The sequence below is a fragment of the Gilliamella sp. N-G2 genome, from assembly GCF_002142215.1.
In the GTDB taxonomy this organism is placed as follows: Bacteria; Pseudomonadota; Gammaproteobacteria; order Enterobacterales; family Orbaceae; genus Gilliamella.
Genome location: NZ_NAST01000014.1, coordinates 13,915 through 36,760 on the forward strand (window position 1 = coordinate 13,915; position 22,846 = coordinate 36,760).

Annotated in this window: 20 protein-coding genes, 1 tRNA gene and 2 pseudogenes; 12 read left to right on the top strand and 11 right to left on the bottom strand. The window is 33.0% G+C overall.

Annotated features, from left to right (window positions below; translation table 11 throughout):
- The first annotated feature begins 227 nt into the window (after nt 1-227).
- The 4 genes from B6C99_RS07805 (at nt 228) to B6C99_RS07820 (ending at nt 3,377) form a co-directional block, all read left to right on the top strand.
- Nucleotides 228-1,136, top strand: coding sequence for a glutamate/aspartate ABC transporter substrate-binding protein (locus tag B6C99_RS07805; RefSeq protein ID WP_086359324.1), 909 nt, complete (start codon nt 228-230; stop codon nt 1,134-1,136).
- Between the two features lie 81 nt (nt 1,137-1,217).
- Complete coding sequence (locus tag B6C99_RS07810) at nt 1,218-1,952, top strand: amino acid ABC transporter permease (protein WP_086359325.1); 735 nt, start codon at nt 1,218-1,220, stop codon at nt 1,950-1,952.
- A 1-nt stretch (nt 1,953) separates the two neighbouring features.
- On the top strand, nt 1,954-2,655 hold the full coding sequence (locus tag B6C99_RS07815) for an ABC transporter permease subunit (protein WP_086359326.1): 702 nt from the start codon (nt 1,954-1,956) through the stop codon (nt 2,653-2,655).
- Nucleotides 2,652-3,377 (top strand): amino acid ABC transporter ATP-binding protein, encoded by a 726-nt coding sequence (locus tag B6C99_RS07820; protein WP_086359327.1) that lies wholly within the window; start codon nt 2,652-2,654, stop codon nt 3,375-3,377. The genes B6C99_RS07815 and B6C99_RS07820 overlap by 4 nt, the downstream gene beginning before the upstream one ends.
- 60 nt (nt 3,378-3,437) lie before the next feature.
- Here B6C99_RS07820 and recD read toward each other — a convergent pair whose 3' ends face one another.
- Complete coding sequence (gene recD / locus B6C99_RS07825; RefSeq protein WP_086359328.1) at nt 3,438-5,294, bottom strand: exodeoxyribonuclease V subunit alpha; 1,857 nt, start codon at nt 5,292-5,294, stop codon at nt 3,438-3,440.
- Nucleotides 5,295-5,810: 516 nt separating this feature from the next.
- Between recD and nadR the strand changes: the two genes are divergently transcribed.
- A complete protein-coding gene (gene nadR / locus B6C99_RS07830; protein WP_086359329.1) occupies nt 5,811-7,043 on the top strand; it encodes a multifunctional transcriptional regulator/nicotinamide-nucleotide adenylyltransferase/ribosylnicotinamide kinase NadR in 1,233 nt (410 codons plus the stop codon).
- 5 nt (nt 7,044-7,048) lie between these two features.
- Nucleotides 7,049-7,753, top strand: coding sequence for a nicotinamide riboside transporter PnuC (gene pnuC, locus B6C99_RS07835; RefSeq protein WP_086359330.1), 705 nt, complete (start codon nt 7,049-7,051; stop codon nt 7,751-7,753).
- Between the two features lie 71 nt (nt 7,754-7,824).
- Here the strand turns inward: pnuC and B6C99_RS07840 are convergent, their stop codons facing one another.
- The 6 genes from B6C99_RS07840 to B6C99_RS07865 are packed head-to-tail and all read right to left on the bottom strand — an operon-like array spanning nt 7,825 to nt 11,325.
- Nucleotides 7,825-8,451: a protein-L-isoaspartate(D-aspartate) O-methyltransferase gene (locus B6C99_RS07840; RefSeq protein ID WP_086359331.1), complete on the bottom strand. Its 627-nt coding sequence runs from the start codon at nt 8,449-8,451 to the stop codon at nt 7,825-7,827.
- A gap of 5 nt (nt 8,452-8,456) precedes the next feature.
- The gene (gene truD, locus B6C99_RS07845; protein ID WP_086359332.1) at nt 8,457-9,479 is read right to left on the bottom strand and encodes a tRNA pseudouridine(13) synthase TruD; all 1,023 of its coding nucleotides are present in this window, start codon (nt 9,477-9,479) and stop codon (nt 8,457-8,459) included.
- Nucleotides 9,480-9,505: 26 nt separating this feature from the next.
- Nucleotides 9,506-9,979: a 2-C-methyl-D-erythritol 2,4-cyclodiphosphate synthase gene (gene ispF, locus B6C99_RS07850; RefSeq protein WP_086359333.1), complete on the bottom strand. Its 474-nt coding sequence runs from the start codon at nt 9,977-9,979 to the stop codon at nt 9,506-9,508.
- Between the two features lie 12 nt (nt 9,980-9,991).
- Nucleotides 9,992-10,696, bottom strand: coding sequence for a 2-C-methyl-D-erythritol 4-phosphate cytidylyltransferase (ispD, locus tag B6C99_RS07855; protein WP_086359334.1), 705 nt, complete (start codon nt 10,694-10,696; stop codon nt 9,992-9,994).
- Entirely contained in the window at nt 10,693-10,986 is a 294-nt protein-coding gene (gene ftsB, locus B6C99_RS07860) for a cell division protein FtsB (protein WP_086359335.1), read from the bottom strand. The genes ispD and ftsB overlap by 4 nt, the downstream gene beginning before the upstream one ends.
- A gap of 21 nt (nt 10,987-11,007) precedes the next feature.
- Nucleotides 11,008-11,325: a TusE/DsrC/DsvC family sulfur relay protein gene (locus B6C99_RS07865; RefSeq protein ID WP_086359336.1), complete on the bottom strand. Its 318-nt coding sequence runs from the start codon at nt 11,323-11,325 to the stop codon at nt 11,008-11,010.
- A 193-nt stretch (nt 11,326-11,518) separates the two neighbouring features.
- On the opposite strand from B6C99_RS07865, the gene B6C99_RS07870 reads away from it, so the two are divergent.
- The 3 genes from B6C99_RS07870 to B6C99_RS07880 all read left to right on the top strand — a co-directional run bounded on the left by B6C99_RS07870 (nt 11,519) and on the right by B6C99_RS07880 (nt 15,341).
- Nucleotides 11,519-11,606 (top strand) — tRNA-Ser (locus B6C99_RS07870).
- Nucleotides 11,607-12,627: 1,021 nt separating this feature from the next.
- Nucleotides 12,628-13,803: an efflux RND transporter periplasmic adaptor subunit gene (locus tag B6C99_RS07875; RefSeq protein ID WP_086359337.1), complete on the top strand. Its 1,176-nt coding sequence runs from the start codon at nt 12,628-12,630 to the stop codon at nt 13,801-13,803.
- 8 nt (nt 13,804-13,811) lie between these two features.
- On the top strand, nt 13,812-15,341 hold the full coding sequence (locus B6C99_RS07880; protein ID WP_086359338.1) for a DHA2 family efflux MFS transporter permease subunit: 1,530 nt from the start codon (nt 13,812-13,814) through the stop codon (nt 15,339-15,341).
- Nucleotides 15,342-15,400: 59 nt separating this feature from the next.
- Here the strand turns inward: B6C99_RS07880 and B6C99_RS07885 are convergent, their stop codons facing one another.
- Nucleotides 15,401-15,835, bottom strand: coding sequence for a 4'-phosphopantetheinyl transferase (locus B6C99_RS07885; RefSeq protein WP_256363505.1), 435 nt, complete (start codon nt 15,833-15,835; stop codon nt 15,401-15,403).
- A 316-nt stretch (nt 15,836-16,151) separates the two neighbouring features.
- Between B6C99_RS07885 and B6C99_RS07890 the strand changes: the two genes are divergently transcribed.
- On the top strand, nt 16,152-16,970 hold the full coding sequence (locus tag B6C99_RS07890; RefSeq protein WP_086359340.1) for a helix-turn-helix domain-containing protein: 819 nt from the start codon (nt 16,152-16,154) through the stop codon (nt 16,968-16,970).
- A gap of 28 nt (nt 16,971-16,998) precedes the next feature.
- Here B6C99_RS07890 and B6C99_RS13690 read toward each other — a convergent pair.
- The 3 genes and pseudogenes from B6C99_RS13690 to malX form a co-directional block, all read right to left on the bottom strand.
- A pseudogene (locus B6C99_RS13690) lies at nt 16,999-17,187 on the bottom strand (KilA-N domain-containing protein); the annotation flags it as partial.
- Between the two features lie 516 nt (nt 17,188-17,703).
- Entirely contained in the window at nt 17,704-18,888 is a 1,185-nt protein-coding gene (locus B6C99_RS07900; protein ID WP_086359341.1) for a MalY/PatB family protein, read from the bottom strand.
- A 69-nt stretch (nt 18,889-18,957) separates the two neighbouring features.
- Complete coding sequence (gene malX / locus B6C99_RS07905; protein ID WP_086359342.1) at nt 18,958-20,538, bottom strand: maltose/glucose-specific PTS transporter subunit IIBC; 1,581 nt, start codon at nt 20,536-20,538, stop codon at nt 18,958-18,960.
- A 183-nt stretch (nt 20,539-20,721) separates the two neighbouring features.
- Here malX and malI point away from each other — a divergent pair, with 183 nt between their 5' ends.
- Both malI and B6C99_RS13695 read left to right on the top strand, forming a co-directional pair.
- The gene (gene malI, locus B6C99_RS07910; RefSeq protein ID WP_086359343.1) at nt 20,722-21,720 is read left to right on the top strand and encodes a Mal regulon transcriptional regulator MalI; all 999 of its coding nucleotides are present in this window, start codon (nt 20,722-20,724) and stop codon (nt 21,718-21,720) included.
- 357 nt (nt 21,721-22,077) lie between these two features.
- Nucleotides 22,078-22,804, top strand: a pseudogene (locus B6C99_RS13695) (AAA family ATPase); the annotation flags it as partial.
- Between the last annotated feature and the right edge of the window lie 42 nt (nt 22,805-22,846).

A 22,846-nucleotide genomic window follows, 5' to 3' on the forward strand; every position in this document is an offset into this window, starting at 1 on the left:
TTAACTTTTTTGGCATAAATATTGCTTATATATAATTGAAATTCAAAAAATTGTCTGTATTAAAATTTCATGAAAATCTAGTCAAAACTAGGTCTCGACTTGTTCTTTTAAACGATAAATATACGGTAAAAAGTACTTTTATGATGAAAAATAAGTTATAATATAAATCCTTTGTAAAAATATTAAATTTATTTAATATGATACAAATTAAACAGTAGGAGATGAGTATGAACAAAAAGACAAAATTAACCAAATTAGTGTTATCATTAGCAATGTTCGGCCTAATGAGTAGTACTGCCGTTGCTGAAGAATTAAGTGGTACATTAGCGAAAATTAAAGATAGTGGTGTGATTGTTGTTGGTCATCGAGAATCTTCTATTCCATTTTCCTATTATGGCGAGAAACAAGAAGTTATTGGCTATTCACAAGATTATTCTAATTTAATTGTAGATGCAGTTAAAAAAGAATTAAATATGCCAGATCTTAAAGTTAAATATTTACCGGTTACTTCTAAGACTCGTATTCAATTACTTAATAATTATACTTATGATTTCGAATGTGGTTCAACCACCAACAATCTTGAACGCCAAAAAACAGTAAGTTTTTCTGATAGTATCTTTATTGTTGGAACTCGATTCTTAGTAAAAGCAGATAGTGACATTAAAAGTATCGAAGATTTAAAAGGTAAAAATGTGGTAACCACAGCTGGTACTACATCTGAAGTGCGTTTAAATCAAATTAACAACAAAGATAATTTAGATATTCGTATTATTACGCCTAAAGATCATGGGGATGCATTTAATGCCCTTGAAACAGGTCGTGCTGCTGCATTTTTAATGGATGATGCACTTTTAGCTGGAGAACGTTCTCGTGCTATCAATCCTGCTGAGTGGAAAATTGTTGGTGAACCTTTATCTTATGAATCTTATGGTTGTATGTTAAGAAAAGATGATAATCAATTTAAACAATTAATGGATAAAACCATTGCTGATGCACAAAAATCAGGTAAAGCTTTAGAATCTTATAACAAATGGTTTACTCAACCAGTTCCACCTAAAGGTGCAAATATGGCTCTTGAGATTTCACCAAAAATGGTTGAGCTTTTTGCAAATCCAAATGATAAAGCGTTAGATTAATACTTTTCTTATCTTTCTAATCCTATGTACTAAATGTTTTTATATTTAGTACATAATCTAATTTAGTGAAATAAATATATTATGAGTTTTAATTGGACACTATTTTTTGAATCCACCCCTTATGGTGATGAAATTTACTTAAACTGGCTTTTTGACGGTATTATTATTACCGTTTCATTGGCAGTGACAGCTTGGATTATCGCATTCCTACTAGGATCAATAGTAGGAATTTGTAGAACTTTGGAAAATAAATTTTTAAATGGTTTTGCAGCAGGTTATATCCAACTTTTTCGTAATATTCCATTACTTGTTCAGATGTTTTTATGGTATATGCTTTTTCCAGAAATTTTATCTGGTAGCTTAAAAATATGGTTTATTTCTGGCATTTCACCTAATGTCAGCGCATTTATTACTGCGGCAATCGCTTTAGGTCTATTTACTTCTGCGCGTATTGCAGAACAAGTTAGAACTGGTATTCAAACTTTACCTATTGGTCAACGTTATGCTGCAATTGCGCTTGGTTTAACTAACCGACAAGCATATATGTATGTTTTATTACCAAATGCTTATCGCCGTATTATTCCACCACTAACGTCTGAAATGACCAATATCATTAAAAATTCATCAGTTGCCTCTACTATTGGATTGATAGATTTGATTGGCCAAATAGATCGCATTAACGATGCAACTAACAGCATTGTTGAAATATTATGTGGAGTAACGATTGCATTTATGTTGATAAACTATGCCGTACTAACCATTATGCGTTTTGTTGAAAAACAAACCCGCTTACCTAACATGAACCATGGAGGTTGATATGCAGATTTTGAGTTGGATTGCAGATATACCTTCATTGGTTTTAAACAATTACCATTTATTATTATCTGGATTATGGCTAACGACTAAGATTACCTTTACCGCTGTTGTATTCGGTATTTTTTGGGGTACAGTGCTAGCTTTAATGCGTTTATCAAATAATAAAATATTGAATATTTTTGCTAAGTGTTATGTCAATTTATTTCGTTCCATTCCATTATTATTAGTGTTGTTATGGTTCTATTTGGCATTACCTCAAGTTATTAAACATGTGTTTAATTTGCCACCTTATGCTGATGTTAGAGTTGTTTCAGCAATGATTGCATTTGCTTTATTTGAGGCAGCCTATTACTCAGAAATTATTCGTGCCGGTATTAATGCTGTTGCTAAAGGTCAGTATCATGCTGCTTATGCATTAGGTATGACCAAAAGTCAGGCAATGCATTTGATAATATTACCGCAAGCATTTAGATCAATGGTGCCGTTGTTATTAACACAAGGTATTATCTTATTCCAAGATACTTCATTAGTTTATGTTATGAGTTTAATTGATTTATTTGGTGCAAGTGTAACACAAATTGGTGTTGTCCAAGGTGGTACAGTTAAGTATTCAATGATTATTTTTGCAGCAATAAGTTACTTTATAATTTGTTATACTGCTTCTCGTTTAGTTAATTATTTCAAGAAAGGGATAAATCGATGATCTCCTTAGAAAATGTATCAAAATGGTACGGAAAATTTCAAGTGTTAAAAAACTGTACTACTAAAGTCGGTAAAGGTGAAGTTGTTGTGGTATGTGGACCATCTGGTTCGGGTAAATCTACACTAATTAAAACTGTAAATGGTTTAGAACCTATTCAGAAAGGTAAAATTATTATTGATCGAACTGAGATTACTAATCCATCGACTAATTTAGCAAAACTACGTTCAAAAGTAGGTATGGTGTTTCAGCACTTTGAACTTTTCCCACATTTAACAATTTTGAAAAATTTGACACTGGCTCAAGTTAAAGTACTTGGCCGTTCAAATGAAGAAGCTCGAGAAAAAGCACTTTCTCTTCTAGATCGTGTTGGTTTGTTAGCGCATGCGGATAAATATCCTGCTCAACTATCTGGTGGTCAACAACAACGTGTTGCAATTGCTCGTGCACTTTGTATGGATCCGATTGTTATGTTATTCGATGAACCAACTTCTGCACTTGATCCAGAAATGGTTAACGAAGTATTAGATGTTATGGTTGAGCTAGCCTATGAAGGAATGACAATGATGGTTGTTACCCATGAAATGGGCTTTGCTCGCAAAGTTGCACATCGAGTTATCTTTATGGATGCCGGTGAGATTATTGAGGATACATCTAAAGAGCAATTCTTTACTAATCCACAATCTGATCGTGCGAAAGATTTTTTAGCAAAGATAATCCATTAATAAATAAAAAGCACCAGCTATTGTGTTGGTGCTTACTTAATGCACTCGTTAATTCTATTACTATTTTGAATAATTTTTTATTTGTTGAACTAACCCGCTTTCTCGATGTATTTGACTTTTCACTACACGATCTAAAATTTTAGCATCAGCATAAATTGAAACTGTTTTTTTAGCCCTTGTTATTGCAGTATAGAGCAATGATCGATTAAGTAATGGTGAAAATTCTGTTGGTAGAATAATATTGACATGATCAAATTCAGAACCTTGGGATTTGTGGATCGTCATTGCATAGGCAGTTTCATGCTCCGGTAATCGATAGGGAGAAAAACCTTTAATAGAACCATCAGAAAAAGGAAAATAAACCCGTAATTTTGAGTGATCATTTTCAGCCGTAAGAGTGATACCAATATCACCATTATATAAACCTAATGAGGTACTATTACGTAAGATCATAATTGGTCGACCAATATACCATTGATCCCGATTATTTAATTTAATCAATTTGTGTTTGGCTAATAATAATTCAATTTGCTTATTTAACCCTCCTACCCCAAACTTACCTTCTCGTACAGCACAAAGTAAACGACACTCAGCAAATTTACTTAAAACATTGGCAATATCATTATTTTGATGATGTTTAATAGCATTTAGGTAATTTTTATAATGCGTTACACAATCATCTAAAACAGCTTGGTAAGTTTGACTTGAAGATAATTCATAATAACAAGCATCTGGTAAAGCTTTATTGGCTAACAGTTTTTTAACCGCTTGCAATTGACCTTCTTTAACGGCATTAGCCAACAAGCCTATTCCTGAAGACTCGTTAAAACGATAACTTTTTTTCAATAAACAGATACTATCGGTAATCATGCTTGCTGGTTGGTCTGCGATTGGAATAGTATAGCCAGTTAATTGACTTAGTTCATCAGCCCTAGATTGACTATATCCATTTAAAATAAAGTCACATAAGTCACCAAATACTGCACCTGCTTCAACAGAAGATAGCTGATCTTTATCGCCCAATAAGATTAAACGAGCACAATTAGGCAGAGCCTCAATAATTCTTGCCATCATATTCAGATCAACCATTGACGCTTCATCAACCACAAGAACATCAATATGTAATTTATTGTTTTTATTATAATCAAATGAGCGATTATCAGTTTTTGCACCTAATAAACGGTGCAGAGTCACGGCTTCAGTTTGAATATTTAATGATTCAAAAGATAACTGTTCAATTGCTCGACTGAGAGATTCGGTTAACCTTGATGCTGCTTTGCCAGTTGGTGCTGCTGCCACGATTCGCGTTGTAGGATCATTTAACACTATTCCTGCTAAGATTTTAGCTACAGTAGTTGTTTTACCTGTACCTGGGCCACCTGAAATAATGGCAATTTTACGAGTTAGCGCCACCGCAACCGCAATTTTTTGCCAATCAATAGTTGTATTATTATCAACAAATAGTTGGTCGAGAATATTTTTTAAGTCGATCGATTTACTTGATGTAACATTCAACTGTGGTTGATTAAAATACTGAGCAACATGACGTTCATCTAGCCACATACGTTGAAAATAAAGTTTATTTTCAATAAAAATAAGTGGTGCAAGTTTTTCTCCATCACTTACAACCTGTTTATTTGAAGCTACACTGAGTACATTAACCCAATCTTCAACGGTTGGAGTATTGAGTTCCTGCCAAAGTTGCGGATCGATAACTTGTTGATTAAGGTGAGTAATATCAAGGCATACATGACCTGACCTGACTTCTTGACTTAATGATATAATTAAAAAAGCAAAACGTTTACTAATAATTTCATCGTTGCCATCAACTTTATTGACCAAAAATTGTGCCAAATGAATATCGAGTAAACTGATCTGACTGTTTTGCTTAAATTGCTCGAACCAATTAGTTAACATAGTTTATACTTTGTTTTATGAGGTTTATAAACCATATATATCTTTTTCTTTATCATTTGGATAAGTGAGTTTAAAACCTAAATTAAGATCTTTAGTTTCATTTGGATTTAAAGTAAATCGCCAAGTTAATAATCCAGTTTGTTTATCATATTGAGCACCATCATATTTGTCATTATCTAGTATTACTAGTTTTATTTAAAATTACATGTAGCTGATCATTAACTACATTATCAATTGGCAATGTTTTGTTATTTTGACATCAATAGTATAAGCATACTTTTGTGAAAGATCATTACTAAATAACGAAGTAGTTGAAGTTTTTTTAACATTACGGTTGCAGATAGTGAAATTAATCTTATAAAAAATAATCATCTACAGTTTTTATGATAAATCATTATTCATTCAGTATTAGAATTAAATTAGAAATTAAAAATATTTATTTTTTGTTTAGTATATTGAACATTTATAAAAAATAATGTAAATTTTGTTACAGATAAGAAACAAATAGGAGGCGGTATGGATGGTTTCAATTATTTAAAAGCAGCCATAAAACGCAAAAATTTATCATTACAGATTGTTGCTGATGCATGTCAAATGACTAAAGGTTATTTGAGTCAATTGATTAATAATAAAATCAAAAATCCAAGCGCACAGAAATTACAATCACTTCATCATTATTTACAAATAGACTTAGCCAGTAAAAACAAAAAAGTAGGGGTGATTTTTGGAAAATTTTATCCACTGCATACAGGCCATATTTATTTGATTCAACGTGCAATTAGCCAAGTTGATGAACTATATATTATTCTTTGTTCCGATACCATCCGTGATATGGCGTTATTTGAAGAAAGTGCTATGTCACGCCAACCAACGATCAATGATAGGATTCGTTGGTTGTTACAAACATTCAAATATCAAAAAAATATCCATATTGAACTTTTAGAAGAAGATGGTATTCCGACTTACCCAAATGGTTGGAATGAATGGAGTGATCGAGTCAAAAAATTATTTAAAGAAAAAGGCATTAATCCTAGTTGCGTCTATTCAAGTGAACCACAAGATGTAACCATGTACAAAGATTTATTCGATTTAGACACAGTACTTATCGATCCTACTCGGCAATTTATGCAAGTTAGTGGTACTCAAATTCGTCAAGCCCCATTAAAAAATTGGCAATATATACCAACAGAAGTGAGACCATTTTTTGTGAGAACGGTAGCCATTCTTGGTGGTGAATCAAGCGGTAAATCGACATTAGTAAATAAATTAGCCAATATGTTTAATACCACTAGTGCTTGGGAATATGGCCGTGATTATGTATTTTCTCATCTTGGTGGCGATGAACGTGCATTGCAATATGCTGACTATGATAAAATTGCATTAGGGCATGCTCAATATATTGATTTTGCTATCAAACATGCTAACAAAGTGTCATTTATTGATACTGATTTTATTACCACTCAAGCATTTTGTAAAAAATATGAAGGTAAAGAACATCCTTTTTTACAAGCTATGATCAATAATTATCGATTCGATTTAGTTATCTTATTAGGTAATAACACACCGTGGGTTGCTGACGGATTAAGAAGTTTAGGCAGTCCCAAACAACGAAAAGATTTTCAACAATTACTGATCTCATTGTTAGAAAAAAATCATATCAAATACATCCAAATTGATTCACCAGATTATGAAGAGCGTTATTTGCGAAGTATTGAACTAGTCAATCAACTTATTAATGATGAAGAGTAATAATTATGAATAAATTAAGCCATTTTGCCATAGCTATTGGCCGCAATAAATTTTATCCATTGTTTTGTATTATCTGTGTCACCGGAGCATATATATATACCGATCCAATTAATGATTTCAATATACGCTATGCAGTATCATACGCTGGTGCATTTTTAGGATTGTTATGTGTAATCTTATTAGCTAAACGCAAAAATTTAGGTAATGTACTTGGTATGTTAGCGGTAATCGCTGAATGTTGTGCAAATTTCCTTGGTGGCAATATTGGAGCAGGTTTACCAACGTTTTACTATTTTGGCTCACATATTTATGGCATATTAACTTGGCAAAAAAATCTAGATAATAATAAAAGCGTTAAAGTTCGTACTTTAAGTGAAAATGCCTTTTTATATGCGTTAATATTCCTCATTGCGGCTGCTTTTTTCAATATTTATTTAACTAATGAAATCGGCGCAATAAATACCTCCTACCAACTTATTACTAACTGCTTTATATTCGGTCTAGGCGTAGTTGCTCAACTTTTATTAATGATGAGATATGCTTTCAATTGGTATTTATGGGTCTTATTAAATGTATTGGTTATTAGTTTAAATATTTATACTGACAATATTGTTATCGCAACTCAGTATTTAATTTATCTGTTTAATGCAGTATACGGTATTTGTGAGTGGAAACTTTCCGAACAAAAAGAAAAAGAGAAGAAAAATTAATTTTCGATAAATGAAAGAGAATAGTTAAATAGAAAAAGGAGCAAATAATCAAATTATTCGCTCCTTTTTCATTATTCTATATCACCATCAACAAGGGGAACAAATTTCACTTCACCTATATTCTGAGTAATAAAATTATCACCATCTCGCTCAATTAATTGTAACGTTTGCTGGTTTTTACCTACAGGTAACACTAGTCGCCCTTTGTCGGCTAGTTGTGTCAGCAGACTAGAAGGTACTTCGATTGCTGCTGCAGTTACAATTATGCCATCAAATGGCCCACGTTCTGGCCAACCTTGCCAACCATTACCATGCCGAGTTGAAATATTATGGATATCAAGTAACTTTAATCGTCGTTTTGTATTCCATTGTAAGCTTTTTATTCTTTCTACTGAAAAAACATGATTAACTAGTTTGGCTAAAACTGCTGTTTGATATCCTGAACCAGTACCTATTTCAAGTACCCTTGCATTAGGCGTTAAATTTAATAATTCGGTCATTTTAGCAACAATATAAGGTTGAGAAATAGTTTGACCACTACCAATAGGTAACGAGCGATCATCATAAGCTTGATGTGAAAGCGCTTCATCAACAAAATTTTCACGTGGTATTGAAGCTATAGCATCTAAGACACGATCATCTTTTATTCCCTGCTGGCGTAATAAGTCAATCAACTGCTGCCTTTTTAAACTTTGCATTTAAGTTACTCATTTCCAATAATCAATTCACGTAAAACACTTGTTGCATAACAACCCGAAGGTAAATAAAAACTGATGTCTAAGTTATTTTCATCTCGCCATTGCCACTCTAGTTGCTCAGGACGTAACAATATTGAGCGTCGCATCGTTTCAACCCGTTCCTTTCTAAATAACTCAGTAAAACAAGACCAATTTTCCAAACAACTTTGTTCGAATGTTAAAGCAATAGATTCAGTACCTAATCCTGAATCTCCCACCAAAGGAGCGGTAATATTAATCTCACCATTTTGTAAACGTTGTTGTAAAAGTGATAATTCCTCTATTTTGGACAAAAACCAACTATTACTTTTTGATAATTGTAATATATCCCCATCAATAACTGTATGCTGAATCTGGCGTTGAATTCTTTGACTGACTATATCATTAAAAATAGCACTACGTGCAGCAGAAAGATAAAAGCTTCTTTTTTTACGGTCTTTAACTGAAATTTCACCATTAGCCCACTTTATTGCTTGATTAATATTATTTTGTTCACGTCCAAATCGTTGTTCGCCAAAATAATTAGGGACACCATGCTGTTTAATTAAGTCTAATTTTAATTCAACTTCTTGTTTATCAGTCAAATTTCTTAAAACAATTTTAAATCGGTTACCTTTTAAGGCCCCTATTTTCAATTTTTTATTATGCCGAGTAACGCGTAATATTTGACAGCCAGTTAAATCAAATTGTGAAAAATCTGGGGTATTTTGCCCTGGCATATGCAAACTAAACCATTGTTGGGTAACAGCATGGCGATCTTTAAGGCCTGCATAACTGACATTTTTCGCTGAAATGCCAACATATTTAGCTAACTGTTCAGCCACAAAGACAGTATTACAATCTTTCTTTTCGAGATAAACTAAAACATGTTCACCTTCACCAGTTAAATCAAAACCTAGCTCTTCGATAACAATAAAATCTTCATATTGTTGCTTATATAAACCATGGCTTGTTGGTTTACCATAAAAATAATTGAGTTGTGCTAACACGTAATCGCCTATTGTCTAATTTGTCTCTATTTCTTTGCTAATAACACTACGGCTTCACAAGCTATACCTTCTTTACGGCCAGTAAAACCCAATTGTTCAGTCGTCGTTGCTTTGACACTAATCTGATCAAAATGTACTTGCAAATCTTCAGCAAGATTAACCCGCATTTGATCTACATGAGGTCTCATTTTCGGTTCTTGTGCAATAATGGTCGCATCTAAATTAATTAATTTATAACCTTTAGATTGGATAATACCATACACTTCTTTCAATAATAATCGGCTATCTATACCTTTGTATTTAGGATCTGTATCTGGAAATAATTTACCAATGTCTCCTAAAGCCAATGCACCAATTAATGCATCAGTAATAGCATGTAATACCACATCACCATCAGAATGAGCAACAAGACCAAACTGATAAGGGATTTTCACTCCAGCTAATGTAATTGGCCCTTCACCACCAAATTTATGGACATCAAACCCATGACCGATTCGCATAATCTACCTATATTAATTTTGATTAGTTAAATAAAATGATGCTAAGTTTAAATCTTCTGGTCGAGTAATTTTTATATTATCTCGACGACATTCCACCAATAATGGATGACCACCACAATACTCTATAGCCGATGCTTCATCAGTAATTGCAATATTATTTTTTAAAGCTTTATTTAAACATGTTTTAAGTTCACCCGCGTTGAACAACTGAGGAGTCGCAGCTCCCCATAAATAAGTGCGATCAACGGAATGATTAATGATATTTGGATTATCAGTATAAGCTTGCTTGATTGTATCACTGAGAGGAGTTGCTAATATTCCGCCTTTATTTTCCAGTAATACTCGATTAATTAATTTTGTAATATCTTCATGAGTCACACATGGCCTTGCGGCATCATGAACTAAGGCCCATTGGTTATCATTAACTAAATTTAAACCTGCTAAAACAGAATCAGCTCGAGTTTTACCCCCATAAGCCACTTTAACATTATCTTGAGAAGCGAGTTCAAGTGTATTAAAAAATTTATCCTCAGGGCTGATGACCACTACTACGCAGGAAATATTGGGATGAGTTAATAATTTTTGTAAAGTGTGTTCTAAAATGGTCAATTGACCAATTTTCAAATACTGTTTGGGTAATTGACTATCCATGCGACAACCTATTCCTGCGGCAGGAACAATTGCGATAATATTATTATATGTCACGTAATGCCTTATTGTTGTGAGTTGGAATCAACAATTATTCGATAAAAATATTCATTTGGTTTAACCATACCCAAATGACTTCGAGCTCTTTCTTCTATTGCCTCATAACCTTTTTGCAAATCGTCGACTTCCGCAAACATCTGTTCGTTACGAGCTTTCAACATATCATTTTCTCGATGCAGATTCTGTAACATTTGCACATTTTCTTGATAGTCATAAATGTTATTCTTCCCATACCACAATGAGTACTGTAAATAACCCAGCACTAGTAGTAATAAAAATGGAATTTTCCACCTAATCATAAGTTTAATTTATCTCTTAACTTAAATACATTTAACAGGTTTTGGTAAGCCTGCAAGTTTAGTTGCTTGTTTAGCTGGACCATCAGGAAATAACTTATATAAATACCTACTATTGCCCTTTTCTGGACCAAATTTTTTTTCCATTGCTTTAACCAATGCACGAATTGCCGGTGAAGTTTTATATTCTATGTAAAAATCACGAACAAAAAAAATCACTTCCCAATGAGCATCAGTTAACTCTATAGATTCTAAAGTAGCTAATTCAGGTACTAAATCAACAGTCCAATCCTGCCAATTTTTTAAATACCCTTTATCATCAGTGTCTATTTGATTTAACATTTTTCAAAACATAACTTAATATTTGCTGCGTATTATACTCGATTAATAAGATTGCAACACTAGTTTTGGCGAGTAAACAATCTAGTTTTGTTGAATTTCGCCTGAATTTGGCGAAAATTAAAGCAGTTGATGAAAAATATTAAATTAGCTATTTACAAATAAGTCCGTCTCCTTTAATATTCACAGCCATTGCGGAAGTGTGGCTGAGCGGTTGAAAGCACCGGTCTTGAAAACCGGCGAGGGGCGACCCTCCCAGAGTTCGAATCTCTGCGCTTCCGCCATCTTCTTCAAATATTATCTAAAAATCAAAAAGTTGAAATAGAATTTTTTTCAGTCTGCCATCTAGTATACCACTTTAGTTAAATAATCTTACAATCTTAAATAAGTTCTCATCTGCCAATATTTTAAGCCAATACGCACTAACTTATGGCTAAAACGGCTAAATTAGCCGAATTAGCAAAAAAATAATGAAATTTTTTTAAATTTAAAACACTAATTAAAAAAGTAAGTTTAGAGTAAAGCCTAACTCCTTTTTTATTCGGAATTTTATTGGTTTTTATTTAGCAATACATGTAATTTGTTATGTTGAGCGTAAAACTCTAAGTAATCACACTTCATGCTTATCTGGATACTTTTTTTGATCACCAGCCATAATTAAACCTGGTAGCTGATTCATTGCTCTTGGTGTAAACAACCGCATACTATCTGATCGTCTAGGCCAGACGTCTCCTATACGTTCATCTCTTTCTAATATAAGAACTGTGATATTTTTTTAGTCAGAAATGATGCTAAACACAGTCCAACTTGTCCAACACCAATAATTACACAGTCATAAGTCATGAATTATATCCTCTAATAGATATATGTTGGGTGAGCATGCATATATCAATTCAATGGTTATTTAATTGAATAAACTAGCTATATTAAATCTCTCATTCTTTTTTTTAAATGAAAATAATTGTCAAAGAATAAATAACTATTTGAAATATAGAAAGTTAAATAAATGAATAATTTTTTTTTATAAAATGAAGTCAGCTTATTTGTTCAAGACAATATTACTCACCCATTTATATAATGCCATTAACTTTTCACAATCTAATAACCAAACAAGAGATGGAGTAACACAATGGAAAATAATAAGGAAGTGGCTATGTCTGTGAATTTTTTACTCGGTTGTGGGGTAATTATACTACAGGTCAAACTCTAGTTATTGATGGTGGAATGTCTGCTTAATGAAACAGCATTTTGTGATGCTGTTCATAGAAGCAATGATTAAAATAAAAGATGTAAATGGAGTGTACGATGGAAAACAACACCGATGGCCGACAATTCAATGGTTTAACACGATATAAAAAATTGATTATTTTATCTGTTATTTTCCTGGTTTCAGGGATAGGATACTTCATTTTTTGGTACATGTTTACTCGGTTTACAGAATCTACAGATAATGCGTATGTTATGGGAAATCAAATTCCAATTCATACTCAAATAAGCGGAGGAATCTCCTCCATTTACGTTGATGATAATGACTTTGTGAGAAAAAAAGATGTTATCGCTCAATTAGAATCAATTGATGCTGAAAATAATTTTAGTTATGCAAAAAATGAATTAGCCAAGGTAATAAGAGAAATTCAACAGATCAAACTGACAACTGAAAAATTGTCAGCAAGTATTCAATTAAAACAAGCGACATTAGATAAATTAGAAAAAGATTTAGCTCGGAGAGAAGGCCTTTGGTCTCGTAATGCTATTTCAAAAGAAGAAATAGAGCATGCTAGGCAAGATGTATTAATTGCGTTAAATGACTTAAAAATTTCCAAGCAAGAGTTAGAAATTAATAATGCCCTATTAATGCAGAATTCATTATTAGAACAACCACGTATTCAGCAAGCCATTTCTAAACTAAAGGAAGCTTGGCTTAACTTAAAACGAGTAACAATTGTTTCCCCTGTCACTGGATATGTTTCGAGGCGCCAAGTCCAAGTTGGAACACAGGTTAATAGAGGAGAACGATTATTAGTTATTGTTCCTTTGGATCAAGTTTGGGTAGAAGCTAACTTTAAAGAAGTTCAATTAAAACACATTCGAATAGGACAAAAAGTTAAGTTAACTAGTGATTTTTATGGAGATGATATTAAATTCGACGGGGTGATTACAGGAATTGCTATGGGTACGGGAAGTGCATTTTCGTTATTACCAGCACAAAATGCAACAGGAAATTGGATTAAAGTAGTTCAGCGTTTACCTGTTCGTATTGAATTGAATAAAGAGCAAATTAAGGAATATCCATTACGAGTAGGGTTATCTATGTATGTAACAGTGGATACCAGTGATGTAAGTGGAAAATTACTTACTGATATTTCACCTCAAGAAATTAAATATCAAACAGATGTACTTGCTTACGACTTAGATGAATTCGAGCAACTAGTACGAGAAATTATGCAAAATAACTTAATTTTAGAGAGTAATATTCAGTGAATCATAAAATGTCACCATTATATCTATCAGGTGCAAAATTAATTGGGCTTATTGTTGCATTGGCAACAGTGGCCTTCTTACAAATTTTAGATTTAACAATTGCCAATGTAGCACTCTCTACTATTGCTGGAAACCTAGGAACATCAAGTAGCCAAGCAACATGGGTAATTACATCATTTGCCGTATCCAATGCCATTTCAATTCCTTTATCTGGATGGCTAGCTAAGTACTTTGGGGAAGTTAAGTTATTTTTATTTTCAATTTTTTTGTTTGTTTTAGCCTCTTGGTTATGTGGTGTCTCCAACAGCCTTGAAATGTTAATTATTTCACGAGTACTACAAGGTGCGGTTTCTGGACCAATTATTCCTCTTTCTCAAAGCTTATTATTAGCTAACTCTCCAGATTCCAAAAAAAATATGTCTTTAGCAATATGGTCGATGACTATTATTATTGCTCCCGTCTGCGGACCTATTTTGGGTGGATGGATAAGTGACAATTTATTTTGGGGCTGGATTTTTTTACTAAATGTGCCAATTGGTCTAATAGCATGGATAAGTATTAGAATATTATTAAAAGGACGAGAAACAGAAATAAGTAAATCTCGAATAGATACTATCGGGCTTGCTTTATTAATATTTGGTGTTGGTAGTTTACAGCTTATTTTAGATAGAGGAAAAGAACTGGATTGGTTTAATTCATCTGAAATTATTATTTTATCTGTGATAGCGTTAGTAACACTTTCTTTTTTTGTTCTTTGGGAAATGACATCGAATCATCCTATTGTTGATCTATCTTTATTTAGATCAAGAAATTTTACAGTAGGGACGATTTGCATAAGTTTGGCATTTTTGCTACATATAGGAACATTAGTTATGCAACCACAGCTATTACAACGAGTTTTTGGTTATACTGCAACGTGGGCAGGATTAGCATTGTCTCCCATCGGTTTAGTTCCTATCGTTCTTGCTCCAATAGTCGGTCGTTTTGTTCCTTATTTAGATATGAGGAAGCTTGTGACTTTTGGTTTCATTGTTTTTGCTTTGTGCTTTTTTTGGAGAGCTTACTCGTTTGAGCCTAATATGGATTTTTCGAGTTCTGCATGGCCCCAATTCTTTCAAGGATTTGCGATAGCTTGCTTTGTTATGCCTTTGAATATAATAATTTTAACTGATATACCTTCTCACAAGTTAGCGGCTGCAGGAAGTTTATTTAATTTTTTTAGAACATTATCTACTTCCATTGGTACTTCTTTAACAAATTCATTATGGGAACATCGTGAAGCAATTCATCACAACCAACTAACTGATCTAATGAATCAAAATATACAAACGCTAGAATACACATATCAGCAGTTTCAGTTGCAAGGTTTTTCTGAAACTCAAGCTTCGGCCAAACTAGCACAAAATATTACTAATCAGGGGCTGGTAATCGCAACCAACGAAATTTTTTGGCTATATGGAATTATTTTTATACTATTAATCATAGTTGTTTGGTTTGCAAAATCAACCATTACATCAAAGAATGAAATAGAAAAATAGTTGGTTAGATAAGTACGTAAGTCATAACAAGATTATAATATTTTGAAAAATAAATCGGATTAGCTACATGTAATGTACATGTTTTTTTCTTTGTTTATACCTATGCAAAAAATATCTTCATATGAAAGTGTAATACCAATTGAGCTAAACGCCTTATATAAACTCTCTTGGGCTGAAAATACTAAAGTAATGTAATGTGTTATGTCCATTATCATGTCACTGGGTGTAGGGCATTTTAGGATCGTTTGACTTAAATCAATTGCTTTTTGAGTGGACATCATTTTTTCTATATCCACTCCTATGCTTTCAACCTCATTTGAGAGTTTTATTGTAACCGCAGTTACAAAATTATTAGAGTGAGATATTGAACCTGCTATGTTTTTAGTCCATAAAACAGCTCCGTTGGAACTTTTTAGTCTCCAGTAATATTCTCCATCACGCAATAAGTTTTCTAATGCCGTAGCAGAACACACTCTACCAGCTAAGAACTCTATTTTTCTTCTTACTGGAAATTATTGAATATCTTTTTTTAATTTTAATGGTAAATCATCAAAATTATTAATATTAAAATTATCTACTGAAAATGGCTAAAAGATTGCGAAATATTTTGAGATCCTATAATAAAGTTTTTGGTGATAGGTTTAAAATAGCCAAAAATACGTTTGTATTGTTCTTGATTAACTTTATATATGATGTGTGTTATCCTTTAGTTAGTTTTAGTTAATCGAATTACGTATATATAGTCTTTACATATGGTTTATGTTACTGTTTTTGATGGCAAGGATGTTTATTTAGCAAGGATAAAATATCATGTTAGACAATGATTTGTTAGTTAAAGTGCACCGACAAAATTTATCTACATTGCTTTTTATAAACAATATCACGACGGATTGGCATCGTCACCCTTCTCTTCAATTGACAATATCATTGCACAATATGTCTTTTGAGCTAGAAACACCAGATGAAAAAAAAGAGGTGTTTGGTTTTATTATTCATTCAAATGTTCCCCATAAACTGCGCGCACCAGATGTCTGTTGTATTAATTTGCTTATTGACCCAGAAGATCCCTATTATCACTTATTATCGCATTTTACTGAAACTAATCCTGTTTATTTTCTTACTAAAGAAGAAGCATTAAAAATTGCCAGTTATTTTATGAAGTCTGTTACTATTAGCCAACCATTTGAGCTTTATCACGTCTATAAGTTATTATGTGAGTCAGATCCTAGTTGTTCATGTGATCAAGATAACCGCATTAATAAAGCAATCTCTATTATTTCATCATTACCCATAAAGCAAATTTCATCGAGGGAAATCGCCGAAAAAATACACCTTTCTGAAAGTCGCTTTCTTCATCTTTTTCGTTCTGAGTTGGGTATTAATTTCAGGGGTTACCTATTGTGGAAAAGATTGCAGGATGTAATTGATACACTCGACTCCCATACAACGCTGACAAAATTAGCCAATGATATGGGATTTTCTGATTCGGCTCATTTTAGCAGAACATGTTTATCTAGTTTGGGGCTGAGACCATCACAACTCAAACGAGCTTTAATAATTGATAATAAAGACACTATATGCGGAAAACATTACTGTTTGTACAGCGTATTTCAGGCATTACATACCTAAAATACACTGTATTATCGTTTATATACTACTAACTGAATATAAGATTCTTCGTTTCAGAAATATTGACCAAAGATTGCATTTGATTAATCGCAATACCATTGAGTTGTATCAAGCGTTCGGAAGCACTTATACTTTGATGAATTAAGACTGAGTTAATACTTTGCAGATTAGATAAAACGACTAATTACTCTAATGTAGCAACATTACGTATGTTTCCTTTTTGATAAGACACTCAAAATTTAGGTTTAACTTTGATTAAAAATAATATTATTTTACTCAAAATAAGTTCTATATTTGAACGTCCAATGGGATTTTATGGAGATTTTTACCGTGTAAATATTCTTAAGAATCAATATCATATATTTAGTGACAGGTAGCTTTTATTTTTTCTGCGCTTCCGCCATTTATTTTTATGGTAGAATCCACTGCAACGTAATAGAATCGACTAAAATCATGATAGTCATGAGGTTGCGTGTTTTTTTATTTCCACTTTTTCATTAATCTTATACTCATCCAGAGTAATTCATTTCATCCACGCTTAAAATGTATGCCAAAACGTCCACCGAAAAATACTCTAACTGTCTTGTATTTTTTTATTAAATTGGGTTATCTCCCTCTGCATAATTCAACGTATTATAAAAGTTTGGAGTTTGCTGATGTTCCCCTAAATTTTATATTTTAGGGGGAACAATCTTTGATGCATGATTGTTTATTATATAAAAACAATTTTGTATTATTCTAATGCTTTAATTGCATTGATAATTGCATTTACACCTGTTTCGACCTTACTACGCGGACAACCAATATTTAATCGTAAAAATTGATTTCCCTCAGGCCCATAGGTATAACCGGGCATAATAGCAACACCTTGTTCATGGATAAGGTTTTCTTGCAATTTTATATCATCGATGTTGAGCTTTCTTAAATCAATCCAAGCCAGATAAGTTGAATCAGGTATTGCATAATCTAGTTGTGGAAAAGCATGATTCAATTGTTTGGCGACAAAATCTAAATTGTTATAAAGATAGTTTTTTAATTCATGTAGCCAGATATGCCCTTCTTTATAAGCTGCAATGGTGGCAACGAGTGAAAGCACGGCAGGAGAAGAAACACCATCACAGGCCTTAATTTGATTTAGATAATTTTCTCTGGTTTTTTCGCATTGTATTAAACCATAAGCACCAGTTAAAGCCGGAATATTAAAGCTTTTCGACGCTGATGATAAAACCGCCCAACTATTTTTTCCATATTGACACCATGGATTATGAGAGCCTTTCCATACCATATCCATATGGATTTCATCACTAATAACATTGACGTGGTATTTTTCACATAATGCCGCGATGATCGCTAATTCTTCTTTTGACCAAACTTTACCTGTTGGATTATGAGGATTGCATAACAATAAAATTTTAACCTCTTTTTTCGCCAGTAATGTTTCAAGGTAGTTCATATCACAATACCAGCTATTATCTCTTTTGATTAAAGGGCAGGCTTCTATTTTACGTTTGTTACCAATAATTGTTTTATAAAATGCGTCGTAGGCAGGAGTATGAACGACAATACTGTCATTTTGTTGACTCCATAAGTTGATTAATTTTGCAACCATATAAATTACGGACGGGCCGTATACAATCATATTGGTATCAATTGTTGCATTAAATTGTGATGAGTACCAATATTTGATTGCATCAAGGTATTCTTCATTTTGCCAACGACTATAACCAAGTACACCATGGCTAATACGTCGATGTAATGCCTCTTCAATACATGGAGCTATTCTAAAATCCATATCAGAGATGGTAAAAGGAACTAAGTTAGCGATACCGAAACGGTCTTGCACATAGTCCCATTGTGTGCACCATGTACCTTTACGATCTATCGGGGTGTTAAAATCAAATAAGTTTGACAGAGCCATTATCGTATTCCTGTGTGATCTAAATAATAGTAGTGATAAATTGACATTATCACTACCTAATTTCACTATTTATTGAGTCAAATATTGTTGCAATTCATCTTTAACTAACTGAACTTGTGGACCTATCACGACTTGCAAGTTATGTTCATTAAGACGAACAACTCCAATGGCTTTATTGGCTTTCAACTTCTGGTCATCAACAATGTTAATATCTTTAACTGATAAACGCAGCCGAGTAATACAGTTGTCTAAAGAAACGATGTTATCTGCACCGCCTAATGCTTCTAATATTTGAGCTGTATTATAACCTGATTTGCTTGTGGTTGTTTGAGCATTGGTATTATTGTCGTTTTTACTTTCTACTTCTCGACCCGGTGTTTTGATATTGAAGTGTAAAATGAAGAATTTAAACACAAAGAAGTAAACCACAAACCAAACAGCTGCAATAACAGGAACCCAGTACCATTTTGTACTTGTACCATGTAAAATACCGAATACGACAAAATCGATAATGTTACCATCAGTATTACCAATGGTAACATCAAGTAACGACATTACCATAAAGCCGATTCCTGTTAATAAAGCATGAATCACGTATAAAACTGGGGCAATAAACAGAAACAAAAATTCTAATGGTTCAGTGATACCACCTACAGTACAGGCAACAACACCTGAAATGAGGAGCCCTTTAATTTTGCTTCTATTCTCAGGTTTAGCACAAACATACATTGCTAATGCGGCGCCAGGTAGTCCGCCTAGGAATGATGGCATTTTTCCTTGGGATAAAAATCGCGTTGCACTTTCAGAAAACCCAGTCGTTGTTGGGCATGATAATTGAGCTTGGAAAATGGTTAGTGCGCCACTTACTGTCTCATTACAGACCTCCATAGTGCCGCCAGCATCAGTAAAACGAATCAACGCAACAAGAATATGATGCAAACCAAAAGGCAATAACAAACGTTCGCCTGTACCAAAAATAAATGGACCAAATGCACCAGCACTATTAACAAGATAACCCAAACCACTAATAGCTTTTGCAAAAAAAGGCCACACGATAGGAACAAATAAACCTACGACGCCTAAAGTTAACATGGTAATAATCGGTACAAAACGATTACCACCAAAAAAAGCTAATGCATCGGGTAGACGAATTTTTCTAAAACGTTCATGTAAAAAATATACTATAATTCCTACTAAAATAGCACCTAAAATACCCGTATTAATGGATTGAATACCAAGTACAGATTGAATGTCGTTGGCTCTTAATATATTAGGATCGTTTTGAGGTAAAATACCAACTATAGTAAGGTAGAAGTTAATACTTAAGCTTAATACGGTATAACCAACAAAACCTGAAAATGCAGCAACGCCCTTATCTTCTCTAGCGAGCCCTAAAGGAATGGCAATGGCAAACATTGCAGGAAGAAAGCTAAATGAGAATGATCCTATTTTGCTCATCCAAGTAAAAATAGCAATACATACATGATTATCTAAAAAAGGTAATAGTTCTCGAACATCTTGGCTGGCAAGTGAACTCCCTATGCCTAGCATAATTCCAGAAAAAGAAAGTAGAGCGACTGGTAACATAAATGTTTTACCAAGGCTTTGAAAAAATTCCCAAAAAGTGACTTTGGTTGCTTTATTCGTCATAATTTTACCTAAAAGTTAATTGATTCCACTTAAATTAACATTTTCTTTACATTTAGGTAAAACGTTTTATCAACTATAAATGAGATTTATGTCACAAAATTAGAAAATATATTTAACTGTAGGAAATTCAACTTAAAATGACTAAAATAATCATCAGTTCTGAACTTAAGTGAATTTAATACGATGCGGAAACCCACAATTAATGACGTAGCCAAGCATGCGAATGTTTCTGTTACTACTGTTTCACTCGCATTAAGTGGAAAAGGGCGAATATCTGATGTGACTGTTCAAAAAATTAACCAAGTAATAGAACAGCTCGGTTATGTTCGTAATAAAAATGCAGCAAGGTTACGCAGTGGTCAATCGGCAATTATCGGTGTTATTGTTCGTGATATTAGAGACGCTTTTTATGCAAGTATTATTACCGGTATCAATGAAGTTTTCTCTAAGCAAGACTATATTCTTTTTTTGTTGCAATCAGATATGACAAAAGAAGGATTATTGAAAAGCGTCAATTCACTCATTGAACAAGATGTATCAGGCATTATTTTGGGGTATAGCGGAATACTGACCTATGATATTAAGACAATAACTGATAAGCACAAAATTCCCTTAGTCATTGTTGCTCAATCAAGTAGTTTGAGTAATATCTCTCAAATTTGCTCTGATAATCGATTAGGCGCAGAGTTAGCAACGGAATACTTTATTGGCAAAGGATATCGTCAAATAGCTTACTTAGGTGGAAGAACAAATTCATTAACGCGAGCAGAACGTTTAGCTGGATTTGGTCATATTCTTGCAAAACATGGATTAAAATTTAGATCTGAATGGATAATACCTAATGAACGGCCAGAATTATTGGATGATGTTAGCTTTTTACTTAAACAGCATCCCAACGTTACCGCTTTTTTGTGTCATGATACGTCTGCAACCCTATCTTTAATTTTGAGTGCATCTAAATTCGGTCGAACAATTGGTAAAGGGGGATTAGTGAGCTATTTGGAACCACAGGTAGAAATAATGAGTTTCGCTACTCAAGCCGAAATACAGATGGCAAAAAGTTTAATCAGTTACGTTGACAATAAACCGATTGAAATTGGTCGTCAAGCCGCCTATACGTTACTGAGAAAGCAATTCACTATCGCACAAATTATTATCTCACCCGTATTAGTTATTGATTAGTGGTTATTTTTCTCATAATTTTTTATTTGTACTTTATTATGTTCAAGTCCTATATTATTGAAAACACAACAAGCTTGAATTCAAAAAATAAAATAAAAAAACACTTGATGCTATGAATAAATCTCCATAAGTTGTGATTATTTTTTATTCATCTTATATTTCATTAATGTCTATTTTCTGTTTATTACCTTTGCCTGAAAGTATAACATCTTAATGTAAAATTAGTTCGCATTGTTTACAGTATTAGATGAAAATACTGTAATAAATATGCATAAAAACTCAAGATTAATACCTTATCATTGAGGTTGTTAATAATATAAATAAAAAGACGCAGATCTGATTTGGATTAAATTTCTAATTATCATGTGTGATACATTATTCGGTGGTCAACAATCGCTGATTACTATCAATATGTCTGATTACCAAGAAGCACACACTGTCTCTCAACTCAAAGGATCGCCTCATGGCTATGTCGGATATGGTCAAGATGGTGTTTTGACTGAAGCTGTCAGAAAACGGCCTTATAGTGTGGTTTTATTTGATGAAGTTGAAAAGGCACATGGCGACGTGCTTAATTTATTCTATTAAGTTTTTGACCGTAGATTTATGCGAGATGGAGAAGGTCGAGAAATTGATTTTCTCAACACATTAATTATTATGACGTCGAATTTGGGTAACGATGAACTTATGGCATTTTTTTGATAAATGCCTGATGCAGATCTAGCTACACTAGCATGAATTATTACGTCCAATTATTCGAGAACACTTTCAACCAGCACTACTTGCGCGTTTTCAAACTGTTATTTTCACACCGCTAGCAAACGATTCATTACGACATATTGTGAAAATGAAATTAGACAAAGTGGCTTCACAATTATAAAAACATTATAAAATCGATTTTAATGTGGACGAACAACTCTATGATCAATTGGTTGCTGCGTGTTTATTACTAGATACTGGAGCAAGAAATATTGATAGTATTTTGAATCAACAAATTTTACTGGCGGTATCAAGCATTCTCTTGCAAAGAGATAGTCATCATCCTGATACAACACAAACATTAATTCTCGATTTTGATAAATAATGAAAGATAATTTACGACAATTATTAGATGAGTACGTTGAAA

Excerpts from the sequence above, each read along its gene's own strand:
- B6C99_RS07865 (WP_086359336.1), bottom strand. The coding sequence starts at position 11,325 with ATGTTAAATCAAATAGACACTGATGATAAAGGGTATTTAAAAAATTGG.
- B6C99_RS07840 (WP_086359331.1), bottom strand. The coding sequence starts at position 8,451 with ATGCAAAGTTTAAAAAGGCAGCAGTTGATTGACTTATTACGCCAGCAG.
- B6C99_RS07805 (WP_086359324.1), top strand. The coding sequence starts at position 228 with ATGAACAAAAAGACAAAATTAACCAAATTAGTGTTATCATTAGCAATG.
- B6C99_RS07900 (WP_086359341.1), bottom strand. The coding sequence starts at position 18,888 with ATGGCTCTGTCAAACTTATTTGATTTTAACACCCCGATAGATCGTAAA.
- B6C99_RS07820 (WP_086359327.1), top strand. The coding sequence starts at position 2,652 with ATGATCTCCTTAGAAAATGTATCAAAATGGTACGGAAAATTTCAAGTG.
- ftsB (WP_086359335.1), bottom strand. The coding sequence starts at position 10,986 with ATGATTAGGTGGAAAATTCCATTTTTATTACTACTAGTGCTGGGTTAT.
- ispF (WP_086359333.1), bottom strand. The coding sequence starts at position 9,979 with ATGCGAATCGGTCATGGGTTTGATGTCCATAAATTTGGTGGTGAAGGG.
- nadR (WP_086359329.1), top strand. The coding sequence starts at position 5,811 with ATGGATGGTTTCAATTATTTAAAAGCAGCCATAAAACGCAAAAATTTA.
- B6C99_RS07810 (WP_086359325.1), top strand. The coding sequence starts at position 1,218 with ATGAGTTTTAATTGGACACTATTTTTTGAATCCACCCCTTATGGTGAT.
- B6C99_RS07880 (WP_086359338.1), top strand. The coding sequence starts at position 13,812 with ATGTCACCATTATATCTATCAGGTGCAAAATTAATTGGGCTTATTGTT.
- B6C99_RS07890 (WP_086359340.1), top strand. The coding sequence starts at position 16,152 with ATGTTAGACAATGATTTGTTAGTTAAAGTGCACCGACAAAATTTATCT.
- malX (WP_086359342.1), bottom strand. The coding sequence starts at position 20,538 with ATGACGAATAAAGCAACCAAAGTCACTTTTTGGGAATTTTTTCAAAGC.
- malI (WP_086359343.1), top strand. The coding sequence starts at position 20,722 with ATGCGGAAACCCACAATTAATGACGTAGCCAAGCATGCGAATGTTTCT.
- pnuC (WP_086359330.1), top strand. The coding sequence starts at position 7,049 with ATGAATAAATTAAGCCATTTTGCCATAGCTATTGGCCGCAATAAATTT.
- B6C99_RS07815 (WP_086359326.1), top strand. The coding sequence starts at position 1,954 with ATGCAGATTTTGAGTTGGATTGCAGATATACCTTCATTGGTTTTAAAC.
- recD (WP_086359328.1), bottom strand. The coding sequence starts at position 5,294 with ATGTTAACTAATTGGTTCGAGCAATTTAAGCAAAACAGTCAGATCAGT.
- B6C99_RS07875 (WP_086359337.1), top strand. The coding sequence starts at position 12,628 with ATGGAAAACAACACCGATGGCCGACAATTCAATGGTTTAACACGATAT.